A 23,200-nucleotide genomic window follows, 5' to 3' on the forward strand; every position below is an offset into this window, starting at 1 on the left:
GACGGTAGACAGCGCCCCGGCCGGTCGGCAATTCACCTGTGGACAACGGAGTTCGGCGGCCGCGCGGTCTGGCTAGCGTGCGCTGTCATGACAGCCGACGAGGAGCTGCGCCACGTGTCGATCCGCGCCGGCGAACACGGCTTTGACCTCACACTGCCCGCCCATGTACCGATCGCGGAGCTCATGCTCGGGGTGGTGGACCTCGCCGGCATGAACGATTTCGCCGGCACCGAACCGCGTCTCACGCGGGTGTGCGGCGAGGCACTCGACCCGGCGGCCACACTCGCCCGGTGCGCGATTCCCGACGGTGAACTGCTCATCCTCACGTCGGGTGTGGTGCGGCCGGATCCGGTGTCCAGGTTCGACGTGAGCACCGCGGTCATCGACGCGGTGGCATCCTTGCCAGATGCGGTGGCGGTTCACCGGGAGCGGGCGGGCGCAGCGACGCTCGGTGTCCTTGCCGTCCTGCTCGCGGGTCTGACCGCCACGCTGGCCGCCCCAGGTCGGGTCGGCATGCCCGGCTTCTTGCTGGCGATGTCGGCGATGTCCGCGACGTCGTTCGTTGCCTGGCGGTTGTTGGACTGTGCCCCTTTGATTTTCCTTCCGCTGGCGGCCGCGGCAATGGCAGCCGTCGCCGCAACAGCGGGTGCGGTGGCCGGTTGGTGGCCCACGACCGTCGCAGGCCCGGTACTGGCGGTGGCATCGCTAGCCCTACTGACAGTATCTGTTCGGTTGTCTGTCCGCGGTTCCGGATTGACGGCAGAAAGCCTCACCGACGCCGAAATCGCCACCAGGACAACGTCGGCTCGTCAACGGCTGACACTGCTTGTCACGACGGCGGCCGAGGGGACGGCACTGGGCGCGGCCGTCACCGCGGCGACCACAACCCAGCCCGTCTTCGCGGGCGTCTTCATCGCAGCCGTCGCCTCAGCACTGGTGCTGCGGACAAGGCGCACGACCCGCCGGTGGATCGCCATTCTCGACGTCGCGATCGGCGCGGCGGTCGTGCCCTGTGCCGCGGCGGCAGCAGGAGTGTTCACCACGCTGCCCTGGATCGGTCGATGACCGCCTACGGCGTCCGCCTGGCGGCGGCCGCGGCAACGGTCCTGATCGCCTCCACGTATTGCGTACCAACGGCTTTCGCGGTCAATCCACCGGCCATCGACAATTCCCTTCTGCCGCCGCCGGCACCTCCCGCCCCGCCGCAGCCGACCGAACAGCGCGAGGCATGCGCCGTGCCGATGCCCATCAGCGATGCGGAGGTATCGGCGACGCAGCTGGCCGGCTTCGACATGCCCGCGATCTGGCGGCTGACTCGCGGCACGGGACAGCGGGTAGCCGTCATCGACACCGGGATCGCCGCCCATCGCCGCTTGTCTCATGTCATCGGCGGCGGGGACTTCGTGTCGAGCGGCGACGGTAATCAGGACTGCGACGGACACGGGACGGTGGTCGCGGGCATCATCGCAGCGGCGCCCGATCGGGCGGACCCGACCGGATTCACCGGAATCGCTCCCGAGGCCACGTTGATCGCAATCCGGCAGTCCAGCAACAAGTTCGGCCCAGTGTCAGAGCCATCGGCCCGCGGGTTCGGCGATGTCAGCACTCTGGCCATGGCGGTGCGCACCGCCGCCGATATGGGCGCTTCAGTGCTGAACATCTCCTCGGTGGCCTGCGCCGAATCGACGCTGGACGACCGAGCGCTCGGCGCGGCGCTGTCGTACGCGGTCGATGTCAAAGACGCGGTGGTGGTCACTGCGGCGGGCAACGTCGGCGGGGAGGGCCAGTGCCCGAACCAGAACACCGGCCCGCAGCCCACCACGATCGCGAGCCCCGCCTGGTACGACGACTACGTCCTGACCGTCGCCTCGGTGACCTCGCGCGGCACGCCGTCGGAGTTCAGCCTCCATGGTCCGTGGGTCGACGTCGCGGCACCAGGCGAGCACGTGATCTCCCTGGACCCCGACGGCGACGGCGTGATCGACACCATGCCGACTCCGGGCGGGAAGGCCTCGATGTCGGGCACGAGCTACGCCGCGCCCCTGGTCAGCGGTGTGGTGGCCCTCGTGCGGTCGCGGTTCCCGCGGCTGTCGGCACGCCAGGTGATGGCCCGCGTCGAGGCCACCGCACACCACCCCGCGGGCGGGTGGAGCGCCGCGGTCGGCAGTGGCGTCATCGACCCCCTGGCCGCGTTGAGCGACCAGACGCCGTCACCGCCGCCCCCACCCGCGGCACGTCCTCCGGCCGCACCGGCGTCCGGCGTGCCCGGCCCGCACCGTCCCTATGCCGTTGCGGCGACCGGCGCGGCGCTGTGCCTGGCCGGCGTGATCGCGGCGGCGTCCGTCCGGCTACGACGCCGTCCCGAGGACGTCCCACCCGACTAGCGCGGCGTCACGCGTCAACTCGGGGCCGGAAGGCAATGCGCCGAGGATCGCCGATGGTGCGGATACCGGCGCCCCGGTGAGCCCCAACGCCCCGACTGCCGAATCATCAACGGGGAAACGCACTCCCGCGTCCGTGATGAGGTAGCGCACCGTTGCGCCGGTGTCGGTGACGTCGAGGGTGCGGCCCGGGATCATCCGCACGCTGTCGATGCCGGGCCCGTCGCCGTCGGACCTTGCCAGGGTGGTCGACTCCCCCGTTGCGACCGGTGGCCCGGCGGAAATGCCGACCATGCCGGATTGCCATGTCGCGCAGAGCTCTTCGTCGGCGTCGACCAGCGACGGCGGTTCATCGGGATACGTGGCGACCGGAAGCGTATCGAGAAGCGGGCTGTGCGCGATCAGCTCCGGAGCAACGTCGGGGAAGTCGGGTTGGAAATCATGGCCGCCGAACCGCAGGAGGTCGGCGGTCAGCCGACCGACTCGTTGAAGGCCACCCGCAAGCACGACGTAGTACTCGGGCGAATCGGTTCTGATGACTCGCACCACGGCACCAATCGCAAAGCCGGCAATCCCCGATGGCTGGCCGAGCCCCGCAATGCGGGGCGCGACGATGGCCGGCATTTCAGGGATCGCATTGAGAAGCGTCGTCGACACCGTCCTGACATTCCTGCTGTCGAGGTGCAAGACCCGAACGGTGACCGGATCGGCGGTGTCGATCATCGCGCGCTTGCCGTCGTAGAGAAGATAGACCGACCCGTCGCCGTGCGCGACGGTCACAACGAGGGCAGCGCGCCTGTCGAGCGCAACGGGCTCTGTGCCGTGACCGACGACGACGGCGGTCCTTCCGGCGGGGTCGTCACAGACCGCCCATAGCAGGTCAGGCGGCGCGATCACCTCCCCCAGCGTCCGCGGCGCCCCGGGGATGCCCAGTATCGGACCATTGGCGACATCGCGCAGGGCGGCGTCGTCGATCAGATGCGGTACGGCGGGAGTGCCGAGGATCAGGCGCGCCGATGGCAGGTTGGCCACCGGACGTAGCCGGTCATCGACACGAACGAACAGCGCCCCGGACTCTCGCGACATCACGACGGCGGCGTCAGTGGGGACCCGGTCGTGCCGGGTCGACCCCAGGATCGCATCGAGGACCAGCATCCCGGATGCCAGCGCGCAGCCGGCCAGGAGCGAGACCTTCTGCGCGCGGAGAGGGTCGTGCCGCCGCGGCATCGAGCGGCCCAGGACCGCGTATTCCAGCCGGCGCAGCATGAAACGGTGGGCCATCCCGCGACGCTAGAACAGTTGCCCAGGCGTCGATTCCCGTCATCAACAGCCATAGCTCACCGGACGCGACGGCTACCTGGACCGCTCCCACACATAGGGCACCAGCGAGCGCAGGAAGTCCAAGTCCGGTCCCTGCTGGGCATCGCAGAAGGCCTGCTCGAAATACTCCTCGGCAACCAGCAGGATGCCCTCGGCGTATTCGCTGGTGAATTCGATGCTGCCGTAGTCGTCCATCAGCCTGCGAATGGTGCGCACCAGCTCCTCGGAACGCTCGGCGCGACTGCGCCGCAAATAGTCTCGGACCACATCGCGGTCGGCACCGCGGGCGCTGGCCATCAGGTGCACCAGGGTCAGCGTGCGCTTGCCTTCGAAGATGTCGCCGAGGATCTCCTTGCCGTAGTCCTTTTCGTCGCCGACCAGGTTCAGCAGATCGTCGCGGATCTGGAAGGCCGCACCGAAGTGGAAGCCGAACCGGATCATGTGCGACAGATCCGCCGTTCCGCCCGAGCCGACGATGGCTCCGACCCGGAGCGGATAAATCGTGGTGTACCAACAGGTTTTGTGCATGATGAGGTCGAGGTAGTCCGCCGGCCGCAGATCTTCGACACAGTCGAGCTGCCAGCCGAGCTCGGTGGCCTGCCCTTCGAGGGTGCGCATCGCCATGATGTCGAACTCCTCCATCACCTGGTCGGCGATGTCGCGATCGAGGCGGCGGGTCGCCCGACGCAGCACCTGACTGGCGACGATGGCCAGGCCGTCCCCGGCGTTGAGCGCCGCAGGCATCCCATGCCGGGCGGTCAGCGTGGGCCGGCCGCGGCGCATCTCGCTACCGTCGGCGATATCGTCGTGCACCAGAAAAGCGTTGTGCAGCAATTCGATTGCGACTGCGATGCCGATCAGGTCTTTCTGGTCGGCCCCGAACGCACGGCCGGCCGACAGGCACAGCGCGGGGCGCAGCGCCTTGCCCACCCGCGACGGGTACTCGCGCATCGGACCGTACAGCCATTGCACCGGCTCACCGTCGGGCATCGCGTCCAGCATCGCGCGGCGCACCGCCTTGCCGACGCCGCGAAGCTTGGACTCGACGGCCTCAGTCAGGTCCGAGCGGTCGGCGATGCTGGTCATTCGGCGGCCGCGTGGACGGTCAATGCCACCGGCAGCCAGAGTTCCGGGCGGCCTTCGACCAATATCGTGCCGCGGTACAGCCCGGGCTTGGCCTTCTTGGCGACTTTGACCGTGATGCCGACGCCGCGACTGGACCGCCCCGGCACCGGAATGGCTTTCGGATTGATCCGACACGCCTCGGACTCGATCACCGATCCGTCGGCCGCCATCAACTCACTGCACCGCAGGCGAATACGGCCCAGATCATGATCAGCGGCGTTGTGCAGCCACACCTCAGCCGTTGCTGGCTCACCGGCCTCGGTTTCGAACTCCAATCTGCCGGTCGCCGCGGAACCGGTGAAGTCCAAAGCGGGTGAGATCGCCGCAGTCGCAGCGGGAGTTTGCGGCGCGCCACCCATGAGGAACTGACCGGCCATCGCCCACCACGATCTGATCAGCGGTTCTACATCGGTGGCACCCAACAGATCTGCGCGTTGCTCGTCGGACATCGGGGCCGCGGTCCGTACCGATGCCGCACTGCCGTCGGGCCGAGTCGCCACCATCCGCACGAATCGGTCGACGAGTTCGCTGGCAGCCCGAAAGCCTTCTGCCTGAACGGCCGTAAGCGCTCTTACGTTCGCCGCGGGATCGAATATCGACGCCCATGGCACATCGTGCATTTCGCCGTTGTTCGCGCTGTCCACCCTGACCCCCCGCCAGAAATCTCTCGCATATTGACGTGCGACCACGCTATGCTAGCTGCGCAAACATGGTTGGGGGCGGCCAATGGCATCAGTAGAACCAGTTCGCGCGAATCCGGTTCGCGACATTCTTGAAGTGTTCGGCGCAATAGATCGCGCCGTGAAGAAAGCAAAAGACGCAAAAGACGATCCTGAATTGTTGGCAGCCGCTGACAAATTGCTTCACGGGTCGGTACAAAACGCTGGCTGGTACGACGAACTGGTCAAGCAGTACTACCCCGGCGACGTCAACAAGGACCCAAGCCTCACCGACGCACTCAAGCGGATCGCGGCCGCGGACGGAAAAGGCCAACGCCTGATCGCGCCTCAGAAGGCTCGCCTGCTGTACGGCATTTCAACTGCGGCCCGTCTCAAGAAGGTCGCACCCAACTGCGCACTGCCCGACCTCGAGAAGCCCGACCGCACACTCGGCCCGGCACTCAATCAATGTCTGGCCGCGATCGCACCGACGGGGACGGCACTCAAGACTCGCCGGGACCGGGGCGCGGCGGTACGGGGTTCGTTCGTCGAACACGTCTCGACGAACTTCACCCGGGCCGGCGATTTCGACAAGGCCGTGCGCGCGCAGGCGGTGACCGATTTCCGGGCCGACAAGCTGCTGCAGGCACCGGTGTGCAAGACCGCGGTGGTCATGGTCGACGGCCTCGAATCGGTGGTCATCGACACCGAGTTCGACTCCGACGACGTCTCTCTCGAGGCTCTGATCGACATTGTCAATCCGTTCAACTGGGCTGCGGACTACCCCGCGCTCTTCGTACGGATGCAAGATCAGGAACCGGACTTCCTGCCCGACGGCTGGCGACGGGTGCTCGAAACCGTCACGGTGATGGGTCAGGAGATCACGACGCCGCTGAAGTTCTACCCCAATCGGGCGAACAAACTCGAAGCGTCTTTGGACTACGACCTCGACAAGTCGGAGTTCGCCACCGGAGACGGGAAGGTGCTGGTCGACCGCGGGTTCATCAATATGAAGTCGACGTCGGGCGACCCCAAGAAGCCGGGCGTACATGTGACGACCAGGAAAGTCGTTCACATTCAAGGTGTCTCAGCCTTCACCCAGGGAAAGCTGGTCTGTCTCGGTGGATACGGCACCGCATCGGCCGACTTCCTGATCGGCGCAGCGGCCACCAAGCGCACCGGCCGCAAGCCGTTCTTCTACCCCAAGGATGAGGACGAGGCCGACCGGGATCCCGACACCGGCGTGGCGCCACCGGCTACTCCGCTCACCCACTTCGTCCCCGCAGCCGTCGACGCGTGGACCGAGTGTGCACAGGACCTGACCAATGGCTATTTCGACATGGCCCAGAAGTGGGTGACCGGCAGCCTCACGCTGACCGACCTGGCCGACTACACGACGCGGGTCAGCACTGAGCTCGCCAGCTCACCGTGGAAGTACTTGCAGGCGATGACGTCTCCGCGATCGCCCGGAAAGCCAGGGGGTGCCCAATGACCGCACCGCGACCCCAGCTCCAGCGGCCCGCGAGCGTCATGCGGGGGTACTACGACCAGATCAACCAGATCGCCCAGGACGCCGCCCGGCGAGACGATGCAGGCAAGTGGGGAATCGACGGCTGGGTCCGCCTGATCCACAATCTTCTCGACCTGAACATGCGGACCTATGCGGGCGCCGTTCAGGTGGCACTGGCCGGTCCGTCATGGTGGCTGCAAGCCACGTCGACCGATCCGATTCCACCGGCACCCGCCGACGTGCCGAAGCGGGACTATCTGCGGTCGGTGTCGATCGCGAAACCGTTCGAGCGAATCGGCCGACCGGACATTCGGGTTCCCTTGCAGGCGATCACGTTCGCCCCACCGTTACTTGCTCCCGGCGCGACGTCGGTCCAGATCATCTTGACCGACGATCAATTCACCGGTGCCAACTACACCGGCGCCCTGCGCCTTCGGCGGGCGGACGGCGCTGGCCAAGCCTCCGAGACGGTGACGGTCACCGTCGGCTTGTAGGTTCGCGTGACTGACAATCCGGCCATCGATGATCTTCTCGAGCGTGCAGTCCGGGCGATCAACGAAGGCGACCGTGCCACCGCCGACGAACTAGCCGGGCAGGTGCTGGCCGTCGATCGCACCAACCCCGACGCCGAGGAGCTGCTCGCCGCACCGGTCGGCAGCGGTGAAATCCGCCGTCTCACCGTGCTGTTCGCTGACCTGGTCGACTCGACGGCGCTCTCGATGCGCATCGAGCCCGAGGTGTACCGCACCGTCGTCGGACGCTACCGCGATGTGGTCCGCACCATCGTCGGCCGCTACGAAGGTCACATCGGCTCGATCAAGGGCGACGGCCTGCTCGCGGTGTTCGGACATCCGAAGGCGCACGAGGACGACACCCACCGAGCGGTGCTCGCGGGCCTGGACATCGTCCGGGAAGTCGCCGAGCTGAGCGTCCGCGCCGAGCGTCGGTTCGGATTCGACATCGACGTCCGCGTCGGCATCCATCGCGGGGTGGTCTTCCTCGACATCGACCAGGACGACGTCTACGGGCTGGGCGCCAATCTCGCCGCACGGATCTGCAGCCTGGCTCAGCCCGGCACAGTGTCGGTCTCCGAGGCCGTCGAACGGCTGGTCCGGGACAACTTCGAGATGGAGGAATGCCCGCCGCAGCGGGTCAAGGGAATGGACGCGCCACTCGTCCACTACCGGGTCATCGCCGAGCGCGACATCGACGGCAAGACCTACGGCCCGATCGTGGGTCGCGAGCATGAACTTGCCGCGCTGCGCGGGATGTGGGACCAGGCCAGCGCCGGCACGTTGACCACTCGAGGTGTGCTGCTGCGCGGCGAGGGCGGTATCGGCAAGAGCCGCTTGGCCAGCGCCGTCGTCGACATGGCCCGCGAGTCCGGTGCCGCCGTCCTCGAACTGTTCGGCTCGCCGTTCCACACCGACGTCGGTCTGCGCCCCGTGCGGCGGCTGATCGAACGCCACAGCCAGATCCAGCGCGACTCCGACGCGGCCGACAGCCTGCGCCTGCTGGAAGCCGAGGTCAAGAGTCGCTCGATGGACACCGCGACCGTCGTGCCCCTGTTGGCTCCGGTCCTCGGCATCACTCCCGATGCCGGCTATCAACCCACCACCATCAATGCCGGGGCCCGGTTCGACCAGATCACCGCCGCGGTCAAGGACTACCTGCTGGCGTGCGTCAACACGGGTTCGGCTCTGATCCTGGCCGAGGACATCCACTGGTACGACGAGGACACCATCAGCATTGTCAATTCCCTTCTGCGCCTGAAGGACAACCGATTGCTGGTGGTGGTCACCGGGCGCAGCGTTCCTCCGCTGCGGGGCTTTGTCGAAGAACTCGAGCTCAAACCTCTCGCCGCCGAGGATTCCGACGCACTGATTCGGGCCCTTCACCCGGAGATGGCTGCAGAGGCGCGAAAAGCGGTGCAGGAGCGTTGCGATGGCGTCCCCCTGTTCATCGAAGAGGTGGTGGCCAAACTCAAGCACCACGCCGAGGACGCCGCCGATCAGGCTCAAGTCCCCGACACCCTCTACGAGACCCTGGTTGCCCGGCTGCGTTCGAGCACTGATTCACTGTTGATCGTGGAAACGGCCGCACTCATCGGCAGCCGCTTCGATCGTGACCTGCTGTCCTCGGTGACCGGAGTCGGCTGGCGCAAGATCGATTCCCTGCTCGACGACCTCACCCGCGCGAGGGTACTGCGGCCGGTCGGCAAGCGCCAGTGGAGTTTTCAACACGAACTGCTCCGCGAGGTAGCCGCCGAGCTGTCGCCCCCCAGCGTCCGGCGACGGCTCCATCACCGCATCGCCGACGTTCTCGCCGACCCTGCAGCGGGCGGCACACCGGAATGGCCCCTGGTGGCGCACCACTTCGAGAAGGCCGAACGCTTTGACGAGGCGGCGGCCGCCTATCAGCGGGCGTCGTCGGATGCGCGCCAGCGCGGCGCGCTCATCGAGGCGCGAAACCACCTCACCAAAGCGTTGGAAAGCATCCAGGCCTCCGCGCCGTCGCCATCACGTGACCGCACCGAAGCCAACATCCGTCTGGAGCGCGGCTTCCTCGCATCCGCGACGGCCGGGCAAGCCAGTCCGGAGGCCATCGCCGAATTCGAACGGTGCCTGCAACTTGTCGTACAAGAGCCCAGCCACGACCACATCGGCATCTTCAGTGCCCTGATGAACTACTACACGACGTGCGGCCAGCTCGGCACAGCCCAGCAACTCGTCGATGCGATGCGACAGCTGAACGGACAGTCCGACTGGGCCACCGCCGCCTACAACGTGATCGACGGCGCACTGGCGTCACTGCACGGCCACTTCGGTCAGGCCCGGGCGGCACTGGAGGCCGCCGCGCACGCTCTCGATCGCAGCGATGCGCTCAAGATGGAGGGGTCGTGGTTCGCCCCCAACGATCCGATCGCCGCGCTGTACGCCGAGTTCGGTTCGATCAGATTCCTGCAGGGTGAGCTGTCCGGGGCCGAGCAACTCTTCACCCGAAGCGTAGAACGGTGTCAGGAACTGGAATTCCCGCACAACGGAATCACCTTCTGCTATTGCCGAGCGCGCCAGGCGATGGTCCGAATCGAGACCGGCGAACTCGACCGAGCCCGCGAGCACCTGGATGAGATCTCGCAGCAGGCCGAAAAATTGGGACTCGTCGAGTGGACCATGGTGTCCACGTTCAACCACGTGTCGCTCGCAGCCCGGTCGGCACTCGCCGCCGGTGAATCCGATCCAGCGCTGCTGGAACCACACATCACGAGCATGACCCAGGTCGTCGAGGCGATGCGGGCAGCTCAACTGAAAACGTTTCTCGCTTCGTACGAAAGCGTGCTCGCGCGTCTACACAATGCTGCGGGAGATCCAGAAGCGGCCAGAGCGCGCCTGGAACTCACGTTGGACATGGTCGAGGAAACCGGGATCCGCTTCTATCTCGCCGAACTGCTCCGCGTCCTTGCACACACCTACAGCGAGCCCGGCGCTCAGCGCGCGACGCTCGAACGGGCCATCGCGGTGGCCAAGGAGCAAGGTGCGGTGGTCTTCGAATTACGCTGCGCCACCGATGCTTTTGAACTCTTCGGGGAGCCGGCACGACCGGCACTGGAAGCAGCACTGAGCCGCATCGGCGCCGACCAGGACTGGCCAGAGCTGGCCCGCGCCCGGGCGTTGCTCGGGTGAGACGTCGCGACCGGATCGCCATTCTGGGCGGGGGCATGGCCGGGCTCAGTGCCGCGTGGCGGCTGTCCGAGGGCCGTTGGCAGGACCGCTTCGAGTCGATCACCGTCTACCAGCGCGGCCACCGCCTGGGCGGCAAAGGCGCCTCCAGCCGCGGCGCACACAACCGCATCGAGGAACACGGCCTGCACATCTGGCTGGGCTCCTATGAGAATGCCTTTGCACTGTTGCGCGAGTGCTACGCCGAATTGGACCGGGAGAACACCGATCCCGACTGCCCGGTGAAGACCTGGGATCAAGCACTGATGCCCGCCGAAGAACTCGGGATGGCCGATCGGTTCGGCGACGACTGGCTGATCTGGTCCGGCAAGTTCAGCCGCACCCCGGAGCTGCCCGGTGAACCGGGTGCGACGGGACGCGAACTCACCGTGGTCGAGTTCGCCGCACGAACGCTGCGATTGCTTCTCGATTTCGCCGAATCACTCAGTGCGGCTTCGGGTAAAGACCTCACCCTGTCGGCCAGCCCGCAGCCCGAGTCGGCCGACTGGATCGCCGCGGTGCGACGCGCGACGATGGCCACACTGGCAGCCCTCATCGAACCCCGCACCGCGGAAGGTTCCGCGGCGGGCTTCCTCAAAGAGGCACTCGATGCGGTGCGCGAAGCGCTGGACTACGAGCGCCGACCCCAGCACAAGCGCATGTGGCTGTTGATGTCGCTGCTCGCGGCCACCACCCGCGGCTTGATCGCCGACCGGCTGATCACCGACCCCACCGGTTTCCGCGCCATCAACGACGAGGAGTACAGCGCCTGGATCCTGCGCCACGGCGCCGACCCCGACGTCCTCGACTTCCCGCTGATCCGCGGCATGTACGACATGGTCTTCGGCTACGAGGAAGGTGATTTCGGCAGGCCGACCTTCGGCGCCGGAGTGGCGGTATTGCTCACCGGCATAGCGCTTTTCCAGTACAAGGGTGCGTTCTTCTGGAAGATGACCGCAGGCATGGGCGACGTCATCATCGCGCCGATCTACCAGGCGCTGCGCCGGCGCGGGGTCCGGTTCGAGTTCTTCCACCGCCTCGATGCGCTACACCTGGATGCCCACCGGCACCGCATCGACGCGATCACCATGGGCCGCCAGGTCGAACTCGCCGACGGCGTCGACACCTACGACCCGCTGATCCCGGCCGACGGCCTGCCGGTGTTCCCCGCCCGTCCCCGAAGCGAACTGCTCAAGGCCACAACCGATGTGGGCGATCTGGAATCCCACTTCGGCAAGCGCGCCGACGCCGAGACCCGGATTCTGCGCCACGGAACGGATTTCGATCAGGTGGTTCTGGCCGCATCGTTGGGCATGGTCGAATTGGTGGCGGAAGAACTCATCGCCGACCGCCCGGAGTGGGACGAGATGACTTCCCACATCCAGACGGTGGCCACCCAATCCTTCCAACTCTGGCTGCGGCCAACCGAATCCGCCATGGGCTGGCATCGCCCCGGCGTGACCACCAGCGGCTACGTCTCACCGTTCGACACGTGGGCGTCGATGGGCCAGACGCTATGGGCCGAGGACTGGCCCGAAGCCGAGGAACCCCATACCGTGGCGTACTTCTGCGGCGCGCTGGACGCGCCATGGCCCACCACCCAGGACCCCGCCGCCTACGTCGCCGGACAGCGACAGCACGTGCTGGCCAACGCGGTGGACTATCTGAACCGCCACGTCGGGATGTACCTGCCGGGAGCCGTGTCCGAAGGCGGGTTCACCTGGGGGCTGCTCTGCGGCGCGGGTGACCGAAAAGGCGCAGCCGCATTGGAAACCCAGCACGTCAGCGTCAACATCGATCCGTCCGACCGCTATGTGCTGTCGGTCCCGGGATCGGACAAGTACCGTCTGCGCCCCGACGAAAGCGGCTACGACAACCTCGTACTCGCCGGTGACTGGACCGACTGCGGTATCAACGCGGGCTGTATCGAGGCCGCCGTCGTCTCCGGACTCCAGGCCGCCAACGCCCTGCTGGGATATGGCCGCTACCACCACATCCGGGGCTTCTACATGCCCTAGGGCAGGCTCTCGGTCTCGAAGGTGACACCCGCGGCCGGCAGCCGGTCGAGCAGCACGTCCCCCATGGCCGAGGCCGGCGTCAGCACCCCGTGCCGGTCCGGGAGGCGGTCGCGGTCCAGCAACAGCGCAAGCGCACTCTCGCCGGCCAGCAGTGCGGTCGCCGAGTATCCCGGGTCGGCGGGTTGGGCGATCGTCGCGCGATACCGGCGCCCTGTCGTCGTGGTGGCGTAGGTCTCGACCCGGTAGTGCCCGCGCGAACCCATGTCATTGCCGGTTCCCGCGGCGGGTGTCATCCGGTCCACGAAACCCGTTGGGAGCAGGCGCAAGTAGTTGCCACCGAAGCGTGAAGCGGTGGCGATGCCTGCGTTGAACATCGCACCGGCCAGGGCCGCGCCGGGGAACGACCCCATGATGAGGGTTTCGGTGTAGCGGAAGCGCCGACCGTAGGCCCACTTCATCAGGGCATTGGAGCGGCGCACACAGCGGGTGTTGTAGAGCGCCATCACGTAGCCGCTGGTCCACAACCCCGCCAGTTCGGGTGCGACTTCGTGACCCGGCAGCAGCGGAAGGTCGACCTGGTGGCCAAGATCCGGCTCGGCGGCGCGATCGGGGCTGAGACTGTAGGGATCGTCGAGCATCTGGCGCACCTCGGGATCCGACGACGTGAGCCGCATCAGGTCGACCATCGTCGCCACCGAACCGCCGGCGTATCCGCCCGAATAGTCCCGCAGCACCAAGGTGGTGTCGGCGAGTTCGCCCGCCCCGTCGGCCGCGACCCGGCGACTCAACGCGTAGACGGTGAGATCCGAAGGGATCGAGTCGAATCCGCACGAATGCACGATGCGTGCGCCGGTCTTTTTCGCCCGGCGGTGACTCTGGTCGATACTTCGCCGGACGAACGGAACCTCGCCGGTGAGGTCGATGTAGTCGGTACCCGCCTCGGCGCAGGCCGCCACGACCGGCAAGCCGTACCGGGTGTAGGGGCCAACCGCGTTGAGCACCAACCGGCTTCGGGACGCCATCGCGTCCAGCGAGCCGGGCTGATCCACGTCGGCGATCACCAGCGGCCAGTTCTTCGCCCTGCCACCGAGACCGGCGCGCACGGCCTCGAGCCGGCCTTTCGACCGGCCGGCAAGCGCGATCGAAAGCCCCGAGCCGGATCTGGCGAGATATCCGGCGGTGAGTTTGCCTACGTAGCCCGTGGCTCCGAAGACCATGATGTCGATGTCACGCCCCCGTGCGCGCATGACCCGTGACGCTACCCCTCTTTGGAGCGGCGCTCCCGATAAGCGGCGACATGCTGACGATTACCGCAATTCCCGGTATCGCAGAACATTCGCGAGCGGTTGCGGGACAGATCGACCAGCACCGCATCGCAGTCCGGGGCGGCGCAGATCTTGAGCCTGCGCAGCTCGCCGGCGCGCACCAGGTCAGCGAGCGACATCGCCATCTCGGCGCCCATCCGCTGGGCCAGCGGGTCGTGGATCGAGGCGAGGTGCAGATGCCACTCGGGCATCTCGGGGTGACGGGTCAGCCACGGCGAGGCACGGGTGTCGGACAGCAGGGCGTTGATCTGGCCGACGGCACGCGCCTCGTCGCCGGCGGCGGCCCAGATCCGGCCGAGCCGTCCCCGCAGGGTGTGCACCGACGCGACCTCGGCGTCGTCGTGATCGCGCCGCCCGGTCCACCCGTAGCTGTCGAGGTACGCATCCAGGGCAGGCAGATCCGCCAACTGCTCACCGTCGACCCGATCGCTGTTGATCAGCACACACGCAGCCCGCAACGTGAGCTCCGTGTCATGAGTAAAAAGCATTTGACCCGTGACTCCCTCGCCACCTATTGTCATGACCAACGGTCATTTTACTCATTACATGTGAGTGCTCACTACATCCAAGGGGGTGTCCCATGTCGACGACGGTTCGTGGCCAAGACCACTTTCGGCTCGGTCTGCTGTTCGCCGTCGGATCGGCATTCACCTTCGGCATGTCCGGTCCCTTCGCCAAGTCACTGATGGAGGCCGGCTGGTCCCCCACCGCCGCCGTCACCGCCCGGCTGGCCGGCGGCGCACTGGTGATGGCGGTCTTCGCCACCATCGTCAAGCCCGACTGGGTTCGCGAGGCCCGCGCCCACGCCCGCACCGTCATCGCCTACGGCCTGGTCCCGATCGCCGGCGCTCAGCTCTGCTACTACAACGCCGTCTCGCACCTGTCGGTCGGCGTGGCGCTGCTGCTCGAATACACCGCACCCATCCTGGTTGTGGGCTGGATCTGGGGAACCACCCGGCGCCGCCCGCGCGCCATGACACTGGCCGGGGTCGCGCTCGCCGTCGCCGGAATCATGTTGGTACTCAACGTTTTCTCGGGAGACGCCCACATCAACGCGACCGGAATCGCCTGGGGCTTGGCGGCGGCCATCTGCGCGGCCTGCTACTTCATGATGTCCGACGAAGTGAGCGCCGACGGCAGCGGTCTGAACTCGATCACCCTGGCCGCCGGCGGCCTGGTGGTCGGCGCCATCGCCGTCGCTCTGCTCGGCCTCACGGGTGTGATGCCGCTGACGTTCACCGCCAACAACGCCGACGTCGCCGGACTGACCGTCCCGTGGTGGGTCCCGGTGCTGATGCTGGCCGTTGTCGCCACCGCGATCGCCTACACGCTGGGCATCAGCGGTGTGGCACGGCTGCGGCCCAGCTTCGCGTCTCTGGTCGGCCTCGGTGAGGTGTTGTTCGCCGTGCTGTCGGCATGGGTCTTGCTCGGCGAAGCCGTGACCGTCACCCAGGCGGTCGGCGGTGTGGTGGTCCTGCTCGGGCTGGCGCTGGCCCGCCAGGGCGATCGCAGCGCCGCGGTCACCGCGGCGACCTGGCCCGACGCCGGGCCGATCGAGGAAATCACCACCGCCAAAACCTAGCGACGCGCCGCGCGGAGCAAACATCGGGAATGAATCACGCCTCCCATCGGTAACATCTAGACGTGATAACTATCGCTGCGGCAAAGCGCGTTCTGCTGACCCTCCCGGCCGCCGTACTGGTTGCGCTGGCCTCCCTGGTCAGCCCGGCCGCGCTGCCCACCGCAGCGGCCGGCTGCAACGACGTCCAGGTGGTGTTCGCCCGCGGCACCGACGAGCCGCCCGGCATCGGCCGCGTCGGCCAGGCGTTCGTCAATTCTCTGCGCGGCAAGATCGGCGGACGCTCCCTGGGCGTGTACGCCGTGAACTACCCGGCCAGCTATGACTTCCTGGCCGCCGCCGACGGCGCCAACGACGCCAGCGCGTTCATCCAGGGCGTGATGAACGACTGCCCCAGCACCCGCCTGGTTCTCGGCGGCTACTCGCAGGGCGCGGCGATCATGGACATCATCACCGCCGTCCCGTTCCCCGCGATCGGGTTCAACAACCCGCTGCCGCCGAACGCCCCTGACCACATTGCGGCCATCGCGGTCTTCGGCAACCCCACCGCCAAGGTCGGCCTGCCGCTGACCACCAGCCCCGTCTACGGCAGCCGGTCGATCGACCTGTGCAACACGGGCGACCCGATCTGCACCAGTGGCGACGACGTTCCGGCCCACCGGGCGTACGGCAGCGACGGGTCGGCGGTCCAGGCGGCGTCGTTCGTCGCGGGCCTGCTGTAGATCAAAGCGTTTTGGGCCTCCCCGCCCCATATGTGACGATTAGCCGAATGTTCGCGACCAAGGGGGTCTCCAACGCCATGGCCACGCCGACCATGAACTCAGCCCGGAGCTTCGGGGTTGCCTCGACGGCTATCGTCGCCGCGGCGGTCGCACTGCCGATCGCGCTCGCGCCGGCCGCTGCCGCTGACCCGTGCCCCGACATCTCCGTCGTCTTCGCCCGCGGCACCAGCGAGCCGGCCGGCATCGGCCGCGTCGGGCAGGCCTTCGTCGACAACCTGCAAGGTCAGCTCGGCGGGCGCACGGTGAGCTCGTACGCGGTGAACTACCCCGCGACCTACGACTTCCTGGGCGCCGCGGACGGCGCCACCGACGCGACCAATTTCATCGCGACCACCGCCGCGGCCTGCCCGGCGACGAAGTTCGTTCTGGGCGGCTACTCGCAGGGTGCCGCAGTGATGGACATGCTGGTGGGCATCCCCCCGCTGGGCAACAAGGTCGGTGACGTCGGCTCGGCGCCGCCGCTGCCGGGCAATCTGGCCAACCGGGTCGCCGGGTTGGCCGTGTTCGGCAACCCGTCCACCAAGTTCAGCATTCCGATCACGTCGGCCGCTCCTCCGTTCGCCGGTAAGGGCATCGACCTGTGCAACGACGGCGATCCGATCTGCTCCCGTGGCCGCAACCCGTTCGCCCACACCGACTACGAAAAAGGCCCAGGACCCGCGCAGGCCGCCGGGTTCATCGCGGGCCTGCTCGTGGTGTAGCCCGCGAATTATTAGCTGCCAGCAGACTCCCAGCCTCGTCTACCATGGCTGGCATGCGCGTCAAAGCGGTGCTCAGCGGCGCAGCGGCGTTAATGTCCGTTGCCGCATGGATATTGCCCACTGCCGTGGCATCGGCGGCGGAGTGCCCCGATGTCGAGGTCATCTTCGCCCGCGGCCGTGAGGAACCACCCGGCATCGGCCGCATCGGCGACGCCTTCGTCGATGCGCTGCGCGGCAAGACCCCCAAGAGTGTGGGCGTGTACGCGGTCAACTACATCGCCGACTGGGACATCGTGCCGGGCGCCAACGACATGGCTCGGCATATGGAGTACATGGCGGCGAACTGCCCCAACACCCGCCAGGTTCCCGGTGGCTACTCACTGGGTGCTGCGGTGGTAGATCTCGCGCTCAGCCCGACCGATCCGCGACTCGGGGCCCACCCGGTGCCCCCGTCGGTGGCCCCGCACGTCGCGGCCGTGGTGCAGTTCGGCAGTGGCACGCGCAGCGTCAGCGTCCCCGGTTTGGTGCCCGCGGCCAACAGCCCGCTCTACGGTCCGAAGACCATCAACCAGTGCAATATCGATGATCCGATCTGCAACGGCATCGATCCCAACACTCTGATCGGTAACTGGTGGACGCACCTGCAGGACGCCTACATCGGTTCCGGCCTGGTAGACCAGGCCGCCCAATTCACTGCGGACAGGCTCTAGCGTGCGAAAACGACGGATTCTCAGTAGTGCGGTCGCGATTTTCGTCGCGGCCGCAACCATGTTGGTCGCCCCGTCGGCACTGCCCGGCTCGTGGACGTCAACGCCGGTGGCCGGCGCCGCGGGATGTCCCGACGTCGAGGTGATCTTCGCGCGCGGACGCCTCGAATCGCCGGGCGCGGGCGTCATCGGCAACAGCTTCGTGAGCGCGCTGCGATCGAAGGTCAACAAGAACATCGGCTTGTACGCGGTGAAGTACCCCGCCGACAACCAGGTGGACGTCGGCGCCAACGACATCAGCAACCGCATCGCCTACAACATGAACAGCTGCCCGAATACCCGCCTGGTCCTCGGCGGGTACTCGCTGGGCGCGGCGGCCACCGATATGGTTCTGGCAGTTCCGATTCCGATCATGGGCTTCAAGAATCCGATGCCGGCAGGCGCCGACAGCCACATCGCGGCAGTGGCCCTGTTCGGCAACGGAACTCAGTGGCTGGGGCCGATCACCAACTTCAGCCCCGCGTACCAGGACCGCACGATCGAGCTGTGCCACGGTGACGACCCGATCTGCAACCCGGCCGACCCCGACACCTGGGAGACCAACTGGCCCGATCACCTCGCCGCCGCCTACCAAAAGGCTGGGATGATCAACCAGGCCGCCGATTTCGTGGCGGGCAGGCTCTAGGACTTCGGCAGCGTCCGCAGGTCGCGGGTGACGCCGATCCGGGCGGCCAGCTGGTCGTCGGGCGGATAGTCCACCCCGGTCAGTGTCAGGCCGCGGGCCGGCGCGGCAGCGAAATCGCTTGAGCGCCCCGCAGCGTTCAACAGCGTTGCGCACCAGGAGGGTTCGCGGCGGCCCTCCCCCACGGCCAACAGTGCGCCCACCAATGACCGCACCATCGACCAGCAGAACGCATCCGCGCTGACGTAGGCGGTCACCAGATCGCCGTCGCGCACCCAGTCCAGCCGCTGAAGATCGCGGATGGTGGTCGCCCCCGGCCGGTGCCGGCAGAATGCGGCAAAGTCGTTCAACCCCAGCAGATGCCGGGATGCCTCCGCCATGGCGTCGACGTCCAGCGGCTTGGTCGACGGCGTCACGTACCGCGCGAGCTGCGGCTCCACCCCGTAGGGTGCCAGCGACAGCCGGTAGGCGTAGTGGCGGCGCAGCGCTGAGAAACGGGCATCGAATCCGGCTGGCGCGCGGACGATCTGACGCACCCGGACGTCCTCGGGCAGGAAGCGGCCCAATCGGCGTACCAGCGGTTCGAATTCGGGACCGGGCCGCGCCTGGCGCGGATAGGCGTGAGCCAGCGCATCCTCGGGCACGTCGAGGTGTGCGACCTGACCGGTGGCGTGCACCCCGGTGTCGGTGCGTCCTGCGCCGAACACCCGCAGCGGTGTCCGGAACACCGTCGAGAGAGTTTCTTCGAGAACGCCCGCGACGGTGCGAAATCCCTCCTGGGCCGCCCAACCGGTGAATTCGGTTCCGTCGTAGGCGATATCGAGCCGAAGACGAACCTGCCCGCCACCGGATTCGGTGACGGGCAGGTTCGTATTCACAGATCTACTTGTCAGCGTCCGAATCCTCGGTGGATTCTTCAGCCTTCTCCTCGGCGACCTCGTCAGCAGCCTCGGCGGTCTGGGCGTCGGCGATGGCCGTGTCTTCTTCCACGGCCTCGGCCTCGACGGCTTCGATCGGCTCTTCGGCCGGAGCCTCCTCGACCGCGGCAGGCGCGGGCGCGGCGGCCTTGGCGGCCGAGCTCTTACGAGCACGGTTGGCCTCCGACGTCACGGTCTTCTCCCGCACCAGCTCGATGACCGCCATCGGGGCGTTGTCGCCCTTGCGCGGCTCGACCTTGATGATGCGGGTGTAGCCGCCGTTGCGGTCGGCGAAGAACGGGGCGATCTCGGCGAACAAGGCATGCACGATGTCCTTGTCGCGGATCTTCTTCATCACCTCGCGCCGGTTGTGCAGCTCGCCCTTCTTGGCGTGGGTGATGAGCTTCTCCGCGTACGGACGCAGCGCCCGCGCCTTGGGCTCCGTGGTCTTGATCCGACCGTGCTCGAACAGCGACGTAGCCAGGTTGGCCAGAATCGCCTTCTGGTGCGAGGACGAACCGCCGAGGCGGGCACCCTTGGTGGGCTTGGGCATTGCGACTATCTCCTTGTGGGGCCGACCCCCGTATCAGGTAGGGCCGGGACTGTTTTTTGTTAGAGCTCTTCGGTTTCGGTGAAGTCCTGGTCGGTGTCCAGGTCGTAGCCGGCGTCGCTGTTCCAGGTACCGGTGGCGACGTCGTAACCGGCAACCTCGGAAGGATCGAAGCTGGCCGGGCTGTCCTTGAGCGACAGGCCCAGCTGGTGCAGCTTGATCTTGACCTCGTCGATCGACTTCTGGCCGAAGTTACGGATGTCCAGCAGATCGGACTCCGTGCGGGCGACCAGCTCGCCGACGGTGTGCACACCCTCGCGCTTGAGGCAGTTGTACGAGCGGACCGTCAGATCCAGGTCGTCGATCGGCAGCGCGAACGCCGCGATGTGATCGGCCTCGGCCGGCGACGGGCCGATCTCGATGCCCTCAGCCTCGACGTTGAGTTCCCGTGCCAGACCGAACAATTCGACCAGGGTCTTACCGGCCGACGCCAGGGCGTCACGCGGGGTGATCGAGTTCTTGGTCTCGACGTCCAGGATCAGCTTGTCGAAGTCGGTGCGCTGCTCGACGCGGGTGGCCTCCACCTTGTAGGTGACCTTCAGCACGGGTGAGTAGATCGAATCGACCGGGATACGGCCGATTTCGGCGCCCGAGGCCTTGTTCTGCACGGCAGGCACGTAGCCGCGGCCACGCTCGACGACGAGCTCGACCTCGAGCTTGCCCTTGTCGTTCAGGGTCGCGATGTGCATGTCCGGGTTGTGCACCTGCACACCGGCAGGCGGAACGATGTCACCGGCGGTCACCTCACCCGGGCCCTGCTTGCGCAGGTACATGGTGACGGGCTCGTCCTCTTCGGACGAGACGACCAGGCCCTTGAGGTTCAGGATGATGTCGGTGACGTCTTCCTTCACACCGGGCACGGTGGTGAACTCATGCAGCACACCGTCGATGCGGATGCTCGTCACGGCCGCGCCGGGGATCGACGACAGCAGCGTACGCCGCAGCGAATTGCCAAGGGTGTAACCGAATCCCGGCTCCAGCGGCTCGATGACGAACTGGGAGCGGTTCTCGGCGATGACCTCTTCGCTGAGAGTGGGGCGCTGAGAAATCAGCATTGTTTTTCGTATCTCCTTCTCGGCACCCGCTATTTGATGCCGTTAAGTGATCCGCGGGACGGTTGCCCCGCAGACGTCTTTACTACTTCGAGTAGAACTCGACGATCAGCTGCTCGGCCAGCGGCACCTGGATCTGCTCACGAGTGGGCAGCTGGTGCACGAGGATCCGCTGACGCTCGCCGACGACCTGCAGCCAGCCCGGGATCGGGCGCTCGCCGGCGGTCTGCCGGGAGACCTCGAAGGGCAGGGTGTTCAGCGACTTGTCCTTAATGTCGATGATGTCGTACTGCGACACCCGGTAGCTCGGGATGTTCACCTTGACACCGTTGACCGTGAAGTGACCGTGGCTGACGAGCTGGCGAGCCATCCGGCGGGTACGCGCCAGGCCGGCGCGGTACACGACGTTGTCCAGGCGGGTCTCCAGGATCTGCAGCAGGTTCTCGCCGGTCTTGCCGGAAGAACGGTTCGCCTCTTCGTAGTACTTGCGGAACTGCTTCTCCAGCACGCCGTAGGTGAAGCGGGCCTTCTGCTTCTCCTGCAGCTGCTGGCGGTATTCGCTCTCCTTGATCCGCGCGCGGCCGTGCTGGCCGGGCGGGTAGGGGCGCTTCTCGAACGACTGATCGCCGCCAACCAGGTCGACGCCGAGACGGCGCGACTTGCGGGTTGCGGGTCCGGTATAACGAGCCATTTTCTAGTCCTCCCTAGACCCGGCGCCGCTTGGGCGGACGGCAGCCGTTGTGCGGCTGCGGTGTGACGTCGGAAATCGCGCCGACCTCCAGGCCGGCAGCCTGCAGTGAACGGATCGCGGTCTCGCGGCCCGAACCCGGACCCTTCACGAACACGTCCACCTTCTTGACGCCGTGCTCCTGCGCCTTGCGGGCAGCGTTCTCGGCGGCCAGCTGCGCGGCGAACGGGGTCGACTTGCGCGAGCCCTTGAAGCCGACGTGACCCGACGACGCCCAGGCGATGACGTTGCCCTGGGGATCGGTGATCGAGACGATCGTGTTGTTGAACGTGCTCTTGATGTGAGCGGCGCCGTGCGGGACGTTCTTCTTTTCCCGGCGACGGGTCTTCTGCCCCTTCTTGGGTGCAGCGCCGCCCTTCTTTGCTTGTGCCATCCGGGGTTACCTGGCCTTCTTCTTGCCGGCGATGGTGCGCTTGGGGCCCTTGCGGGTACGCGCATTGGTCTTGGTCCGCTGGCCACGCACCGGCAGGCCACGGCGGTGCCGCAGGCCCTGGTAGCAGCCGATCTCGATCTTGCGTCGGATGTCAGCCTGAACCTCGCGGCGCAGGTCGCCCTCGACCTTGAGATCGTTGCCCTCGATGTATTCGCGGAGCTGGGTCACCTGATCGTCGGTGAGGTCCTTGCTGCGCAGATCCTTCTCGATACCGGTCGCGGCGAGGATTTCCTGCGAGCGGGTACGGCCGATGCCGTAGATGTAAGTCAGCGCGATCTCCATGCGCTTGTCGCGCGGGAGATCAACGCCCATGAGACGTGCCATCAGGCAGTGATTCCTTCTTCTATGCGGAGGTCTGTTCCCAGTCCGTTCCCGACTGCGTCGGGGCCCGGCCTCCGTTCCGGGCGTAGCTGAGGGCCGTATGCCTTCAGTGGTACTGGGAGGTCTGCATTCAGTTGTGGGTAGTGCTCGCCGTCAGTGGCAGGGCTCAGCCCTGACGCTGCTTGTGGCGCGGATCAGAGCAGATCACCATGACCCGCCCATGCCGGCGGATCACCCTGCACTTGTCGCAGATCGGCTTGACGCTCGGGTTCACCTTCACGGCTGTTCGATCCTTCTAGTTCTCGGTGGTTGTCTTGTTCGTGCGTGCTGGTTCGCGGTCGGTAAGGCTTACTTGTACCGGTACACAATGCGACCCCGGGTCAGGTCGTAGGGAGAGAGCTCCACCACCACCCGGTCCTCGGGAAGGATGCGGATGTAGTGCTGCCGCATCTTGCCGCTGATGTGAGCGAGTACCTTGTGTCCGTTCTCCAGCTCAATGCGAAACATCGCATTGGGCAGGGGCTCGACCACGCGGCCCTCGACCTCGATGGCACCGTCTTTCTTGGCCATAACCTCTCAGATCCTGCATTGTTGGTTTGGGACAGCGTTTG

The 23,200-nt window shown here is 66.8% G+C and carries 24 protein-coding genes; 11 read left to right on the plus strand and 13 right to left on the minus strand.

Going from position 1 to position 23,200, the window contains the following annotated elements; genetic code table 11:
- Positions 1-87: 87 nt before the first annotated feature.
- A complete protein-coding gene (locus EV580_RS09520) occupies positions 88-1,065 on the plus strand; it encodes an EsaB/YukD family protein (protein ID WP_133690773.1) in 978 nt (325 codons plus the stop codon).
- Positions 1,062-2,384 carry a type VII secretion-associated serine protease mycosin gene (gene mycP / locus EV580_RS09525; RefSeq protein WP_133690774.1) on the plus strand — a complete coding sequence of 441 codons (1,323 nt, stop codon included), beginning with the start codon at positions 1,062-1,064 and terminating at the stop codon, positions 2,382-2,384. The genes EV580_RS09520 and mycP overlap by 4 nt, the downstream gene beginning before the upstream one ends.
- Here the strand turns inward: mycP and eccB are convergent.
- The 3 genes from eccB to EV580_RS09540 all read right to left on the minus strand — a co-directional run bounded on the left by eccB (position 2,349) and on the right by EV580_RS09540 (position 5,470).
- A complete protein-coding gene (eccB, locus tag EV580_RS09530; RefSeq protein WP_133690775.1) occupies positions 2,349-3,662 on the minus strand; it encodes a type VII secretion protein EccB in 1,314 nt (437 codons plus the stop codon). The genes mycP and eccB overlap by 36 nt on opposite strands.
- A 72-nt stretch (positions 3,663-3,734) precedes the next feature.
- Positions 3,735-4,787: a polyprenyl synthetase family protein gene (locus EV580_RS09535; RefSeq protein WP_133690776.1), complete on the minus strand. Its 1,053-nt coding sequence runs from the start codon at positions 4,785-4,787 to the stop codon at positions 3,735-3,737.
- Positions 4,784-5,470: a hypothetical protein gene (locus EV580_RS09540; RefSeq protein ID WP_133690777.1), complete on the minus strand. Its 687-nt coding sequence runs from the start codon at positions 5,468-5,470 to the stop codon at positions 4,784-4,786. The genes EV580_RS09535 and EV580_RS09540 overlap by 4 nt, the downstream gene beginning before the upstream one ends.
- A gap of 196 nt (positions 5,471-5,666) precedes the next feature.
- On the opposite strand from EV580_RS09540, the gene EV580_RS09545 reads away from it, so the two are divergent.
- Genes EV580_RS09545 through EV580_RS09560 form a run of 4 tightly spaced genes read left to right on the plus strand, consistent with a single transcriptional unit; the run spans position 5,667 to position 12,732 of the window.
- Entirely contained in the window at positions 5,667-6,977 is a 1,311-nt protein-coding gene (locus EV580_RS09545) for a hypothetical protein (RefSeq protein WP_133690778.1), read from the plus strand.
- The gene (locus EV580_RS09550; protein ID WP_133690779.1) at positions 6,974-7,489 is read left to right on the plus strand and encodes a hypothetical protein; all 516 of its coding nucleotides are present in this window, start codon (positions 6,974-6,976) and stop codon (positions 7,487-7,489) included. The genes EV580_RS09545 and EV580_RS09550 overlap by 4 nt, the downstream gene beginning before the upstream one ends.
- 6 nt (positions 7,490-7,495) lie before the next feature.
- On the plus strand, positions 7,496-10,678 hold the full coding sequence (locus tag EV580_RS09555) for an ATP-binding protein (RefSeq protein ID WP_133690780.1): 3,183 nt from the start codon (positions 7,496-7,498) through the stop codon (positions 10,676-10,678).
- Positions 10,675-12,732: an FAD-dependent oxidoreductase gene (locus EV580_RS09560; protein ID WP_133690781.1), complete on the plus strand. Its 2,058-nt coding sequence runs from the start codon at positions 10,675-10,677 to the stop codon at positions 12,730-12,732. Before EV580_RS09555 ends, EV580_RS09560 begins: the two co-directional genes overlap by 4 nt.
- On the opposite strand, the gene EV580_RS09565 is transcribed toward EV580_RS09560, so the two are convergent.
- Positions 12,729-13,979, minus strand: a complete 1,251-nt coding sequence (locus EV580_RS09565) for a saccharopine dehydrogenase family protein (protein ID WP_133690782.1) — start codon at positions 13,977-13,979, stop codon at positions 12,729-12,731. The genes EV580_RS09560 and EV580_RS09565 overlap by 4 nt on opposite strands.
- An 11-nt stretch (positions 13,980-13,990) precedes the next feature.
- Complete coding sequence (locus EV580_RS09570) at positions 13,991-14,545, minus strand: CGNR zinc finger domain-containing protein (protein WP_133690783.1); 555 nt, start codon at positions 14,543-14,545, stop codon at positions 13,991-13,993.
- Between the two features lie 92 nt (positions 14,546-14,637).
- On the opposite strand from EV580_RS09570, the gene EV580_RS09575 reads away from it, so the two are divergent.
- The 5 genes from EV580_RS09575 (at position 14,638) to EV580_RS09595 (ending at position 18,511) form a co-directional block, all read left to right on the plus strand.
- Entirely contained in the window at positions 14,638-15,639 is a 1,002-nt protein-coding gene (locus EV580_RS09575; RefSeq protein ID WP_133690784.1) for an EamA family transporter, read from the plus strand.
- 62 nt (positions 15,640-15,701) lie between these two features.
- Positions 15,702-16,358, plus strand: a complete 657-nt coding sequence (locus EV580_RS09580) for a cutinase family protein (protein ID WP_133690785.1) — start codon at positions 15,702-15,704, stop codon at positions 16,356-16,358.
- Positions 16,359-16,435: 77 nt separating this feature from the next.
- Positions 16,436-17,119 carry a cutinase family protein gene (locus EV580_RS09585; RefSeq protein WP_133691120.1) on the plus strand — a complete coding sequence of 228 codons (684 nt, stop codon included), beginning with the start codon at positions 16,436-16,438 and terminating at the stop codon, positions 17,117-17,119.
- A gap of 53 nt (positions 17,120-17,172) precedes the next feature.
- Positions 17,173-17,829, plus strand: coding sequence for a cutinase family protein (locus EV580_RS09590; protein WP_133690786.1), 657 nt, complete (start codon positions 17,173-17,175; stop codon positions 17,827-17,829).
- Between the two features lie 58 nt (positions 17,830-17,887).
- Positions 17,888-18,511, plus strand: coding sequence for a cutinase family protein (locus EV580_RS09595; RefSeq protein WP_133691121.1), 624 nt, complete (start codon positions 17,888-17,890; stop codon positions 18,509-18,511).
- Here the strand turns inward: EV580_RS09595 and truA are convergent.
- The 8 genes from truA to infA all read right to left on the minus strand — a co-directional run bounded on the left by truA (position 18,508) and on the right by infA (position 23,159).
- The gene (gene truA / locus EV580_RS09600) at positions 18,508-19,428 is read right to left on the minus strand and encodes a tRNA pseudouridine(38-40) synthase TruA (protein WP_502703922.1); all 921 of its coding nucleotides are present in this window, start codon (positions 19,426-19,428) and stop codon (positions 18,508-18,510) included. The two genes, EV580_RS09595 and truA, sit on opposite strands and share 4 nt — an antisense overlap.
- On the minus strand, positions 19,391-19,978 hold the full coding sequence (gene rplQ, locus EV580_RS09605; RefSeq protein ID WP_133690787.1) for a 50S ribosomal protein L17: 588 nt from the start codon (positions 19,976-19,978) through the stop codon (positions 19,391-19,393). Before rplQ ends, truA begins: the two co-directional genes overlap by 38 nt.
- Positions 19,979-20,037: 59 nt before the next feature.
- Positions 20,038-21,090, minus strand: coding sequence for a DNA-directed RNA polymerase subunit alpha (locus EV580_RS09610; protein WP_133690788.1), 1,053 nt, complete (start codon positions 21,088-21,090; stop codon positions 20,038-20,040).
- Between the two features lie 82 nt (positions 21,091-21,172).
- A complete protein-coding gene (gene rpsD, locus EV580_RS09615; RefSeq protein WP_133690789.1) occupies positions 21,173-21,778 on the minus strand; it encodes a 30S ribosomal protein S4 in 606 nt (201 codons plus the stop codon).
- 13 nt (positions 21,779-21,791) lie between these two features.
- Complete coding sequence (gene rpsK, locus EV580_RS09620; protein ID WP_005140014.1) at positions 21,792-22,208, minus strand: 30S ribosomal protein S11; 417 nt, start codon at positions 22,206-22,208, stop codon at positions 21,792-21,794.
- A 6-nt stretch (positions 22,209-22,214) separates the two neighbouring features.
- A complete protein-coding gene (gene rpsM, locus EV580_RS09625) occupies positions 22,215-22,592 on the minus strand; it encodes a 30S ribosomal protein S13 (protein WP_133690790.1) in 378 nt (125 codons plus the stop codon).
- A 163-nt stretch (positions 22,593-22,755) separates the two neighbouring features.
- Positions 22,756-22,869, minus strand: coding sequence for a 50S ribosomal protein L36 (rpmJ, locus tag EV580_RS09630; protein ID WP_003879483.1), 114 nt, complete (start codon positions 22,867-22,869; stop codon positions 22,756-22,758).
- 68 nt (positions 22,870-22,937) lie between these two features.
- Positions 22,938-23,159 (minus strand): translation initiation factor IF-1, encoded by a 222-nt coding sequence (gene infA / locus EV580_RS09635; RefSeq protein WP_005140011.1) that lies wholly within the window; start codon positions 23,157-23,159, stop codon positions 22,938-22,940.
- Positions 23,160-23,200 lie beyond the last annotated feature (41 nt).

The organism is Mycobacterium sp. BK086, from assembly GCA_004362315.1.
Classification (GTDB): Bacteria; Actinomycetota; Actinomycetes; order Mycobacteriales; family Mycobacteriaceae; genus Mycobacterium.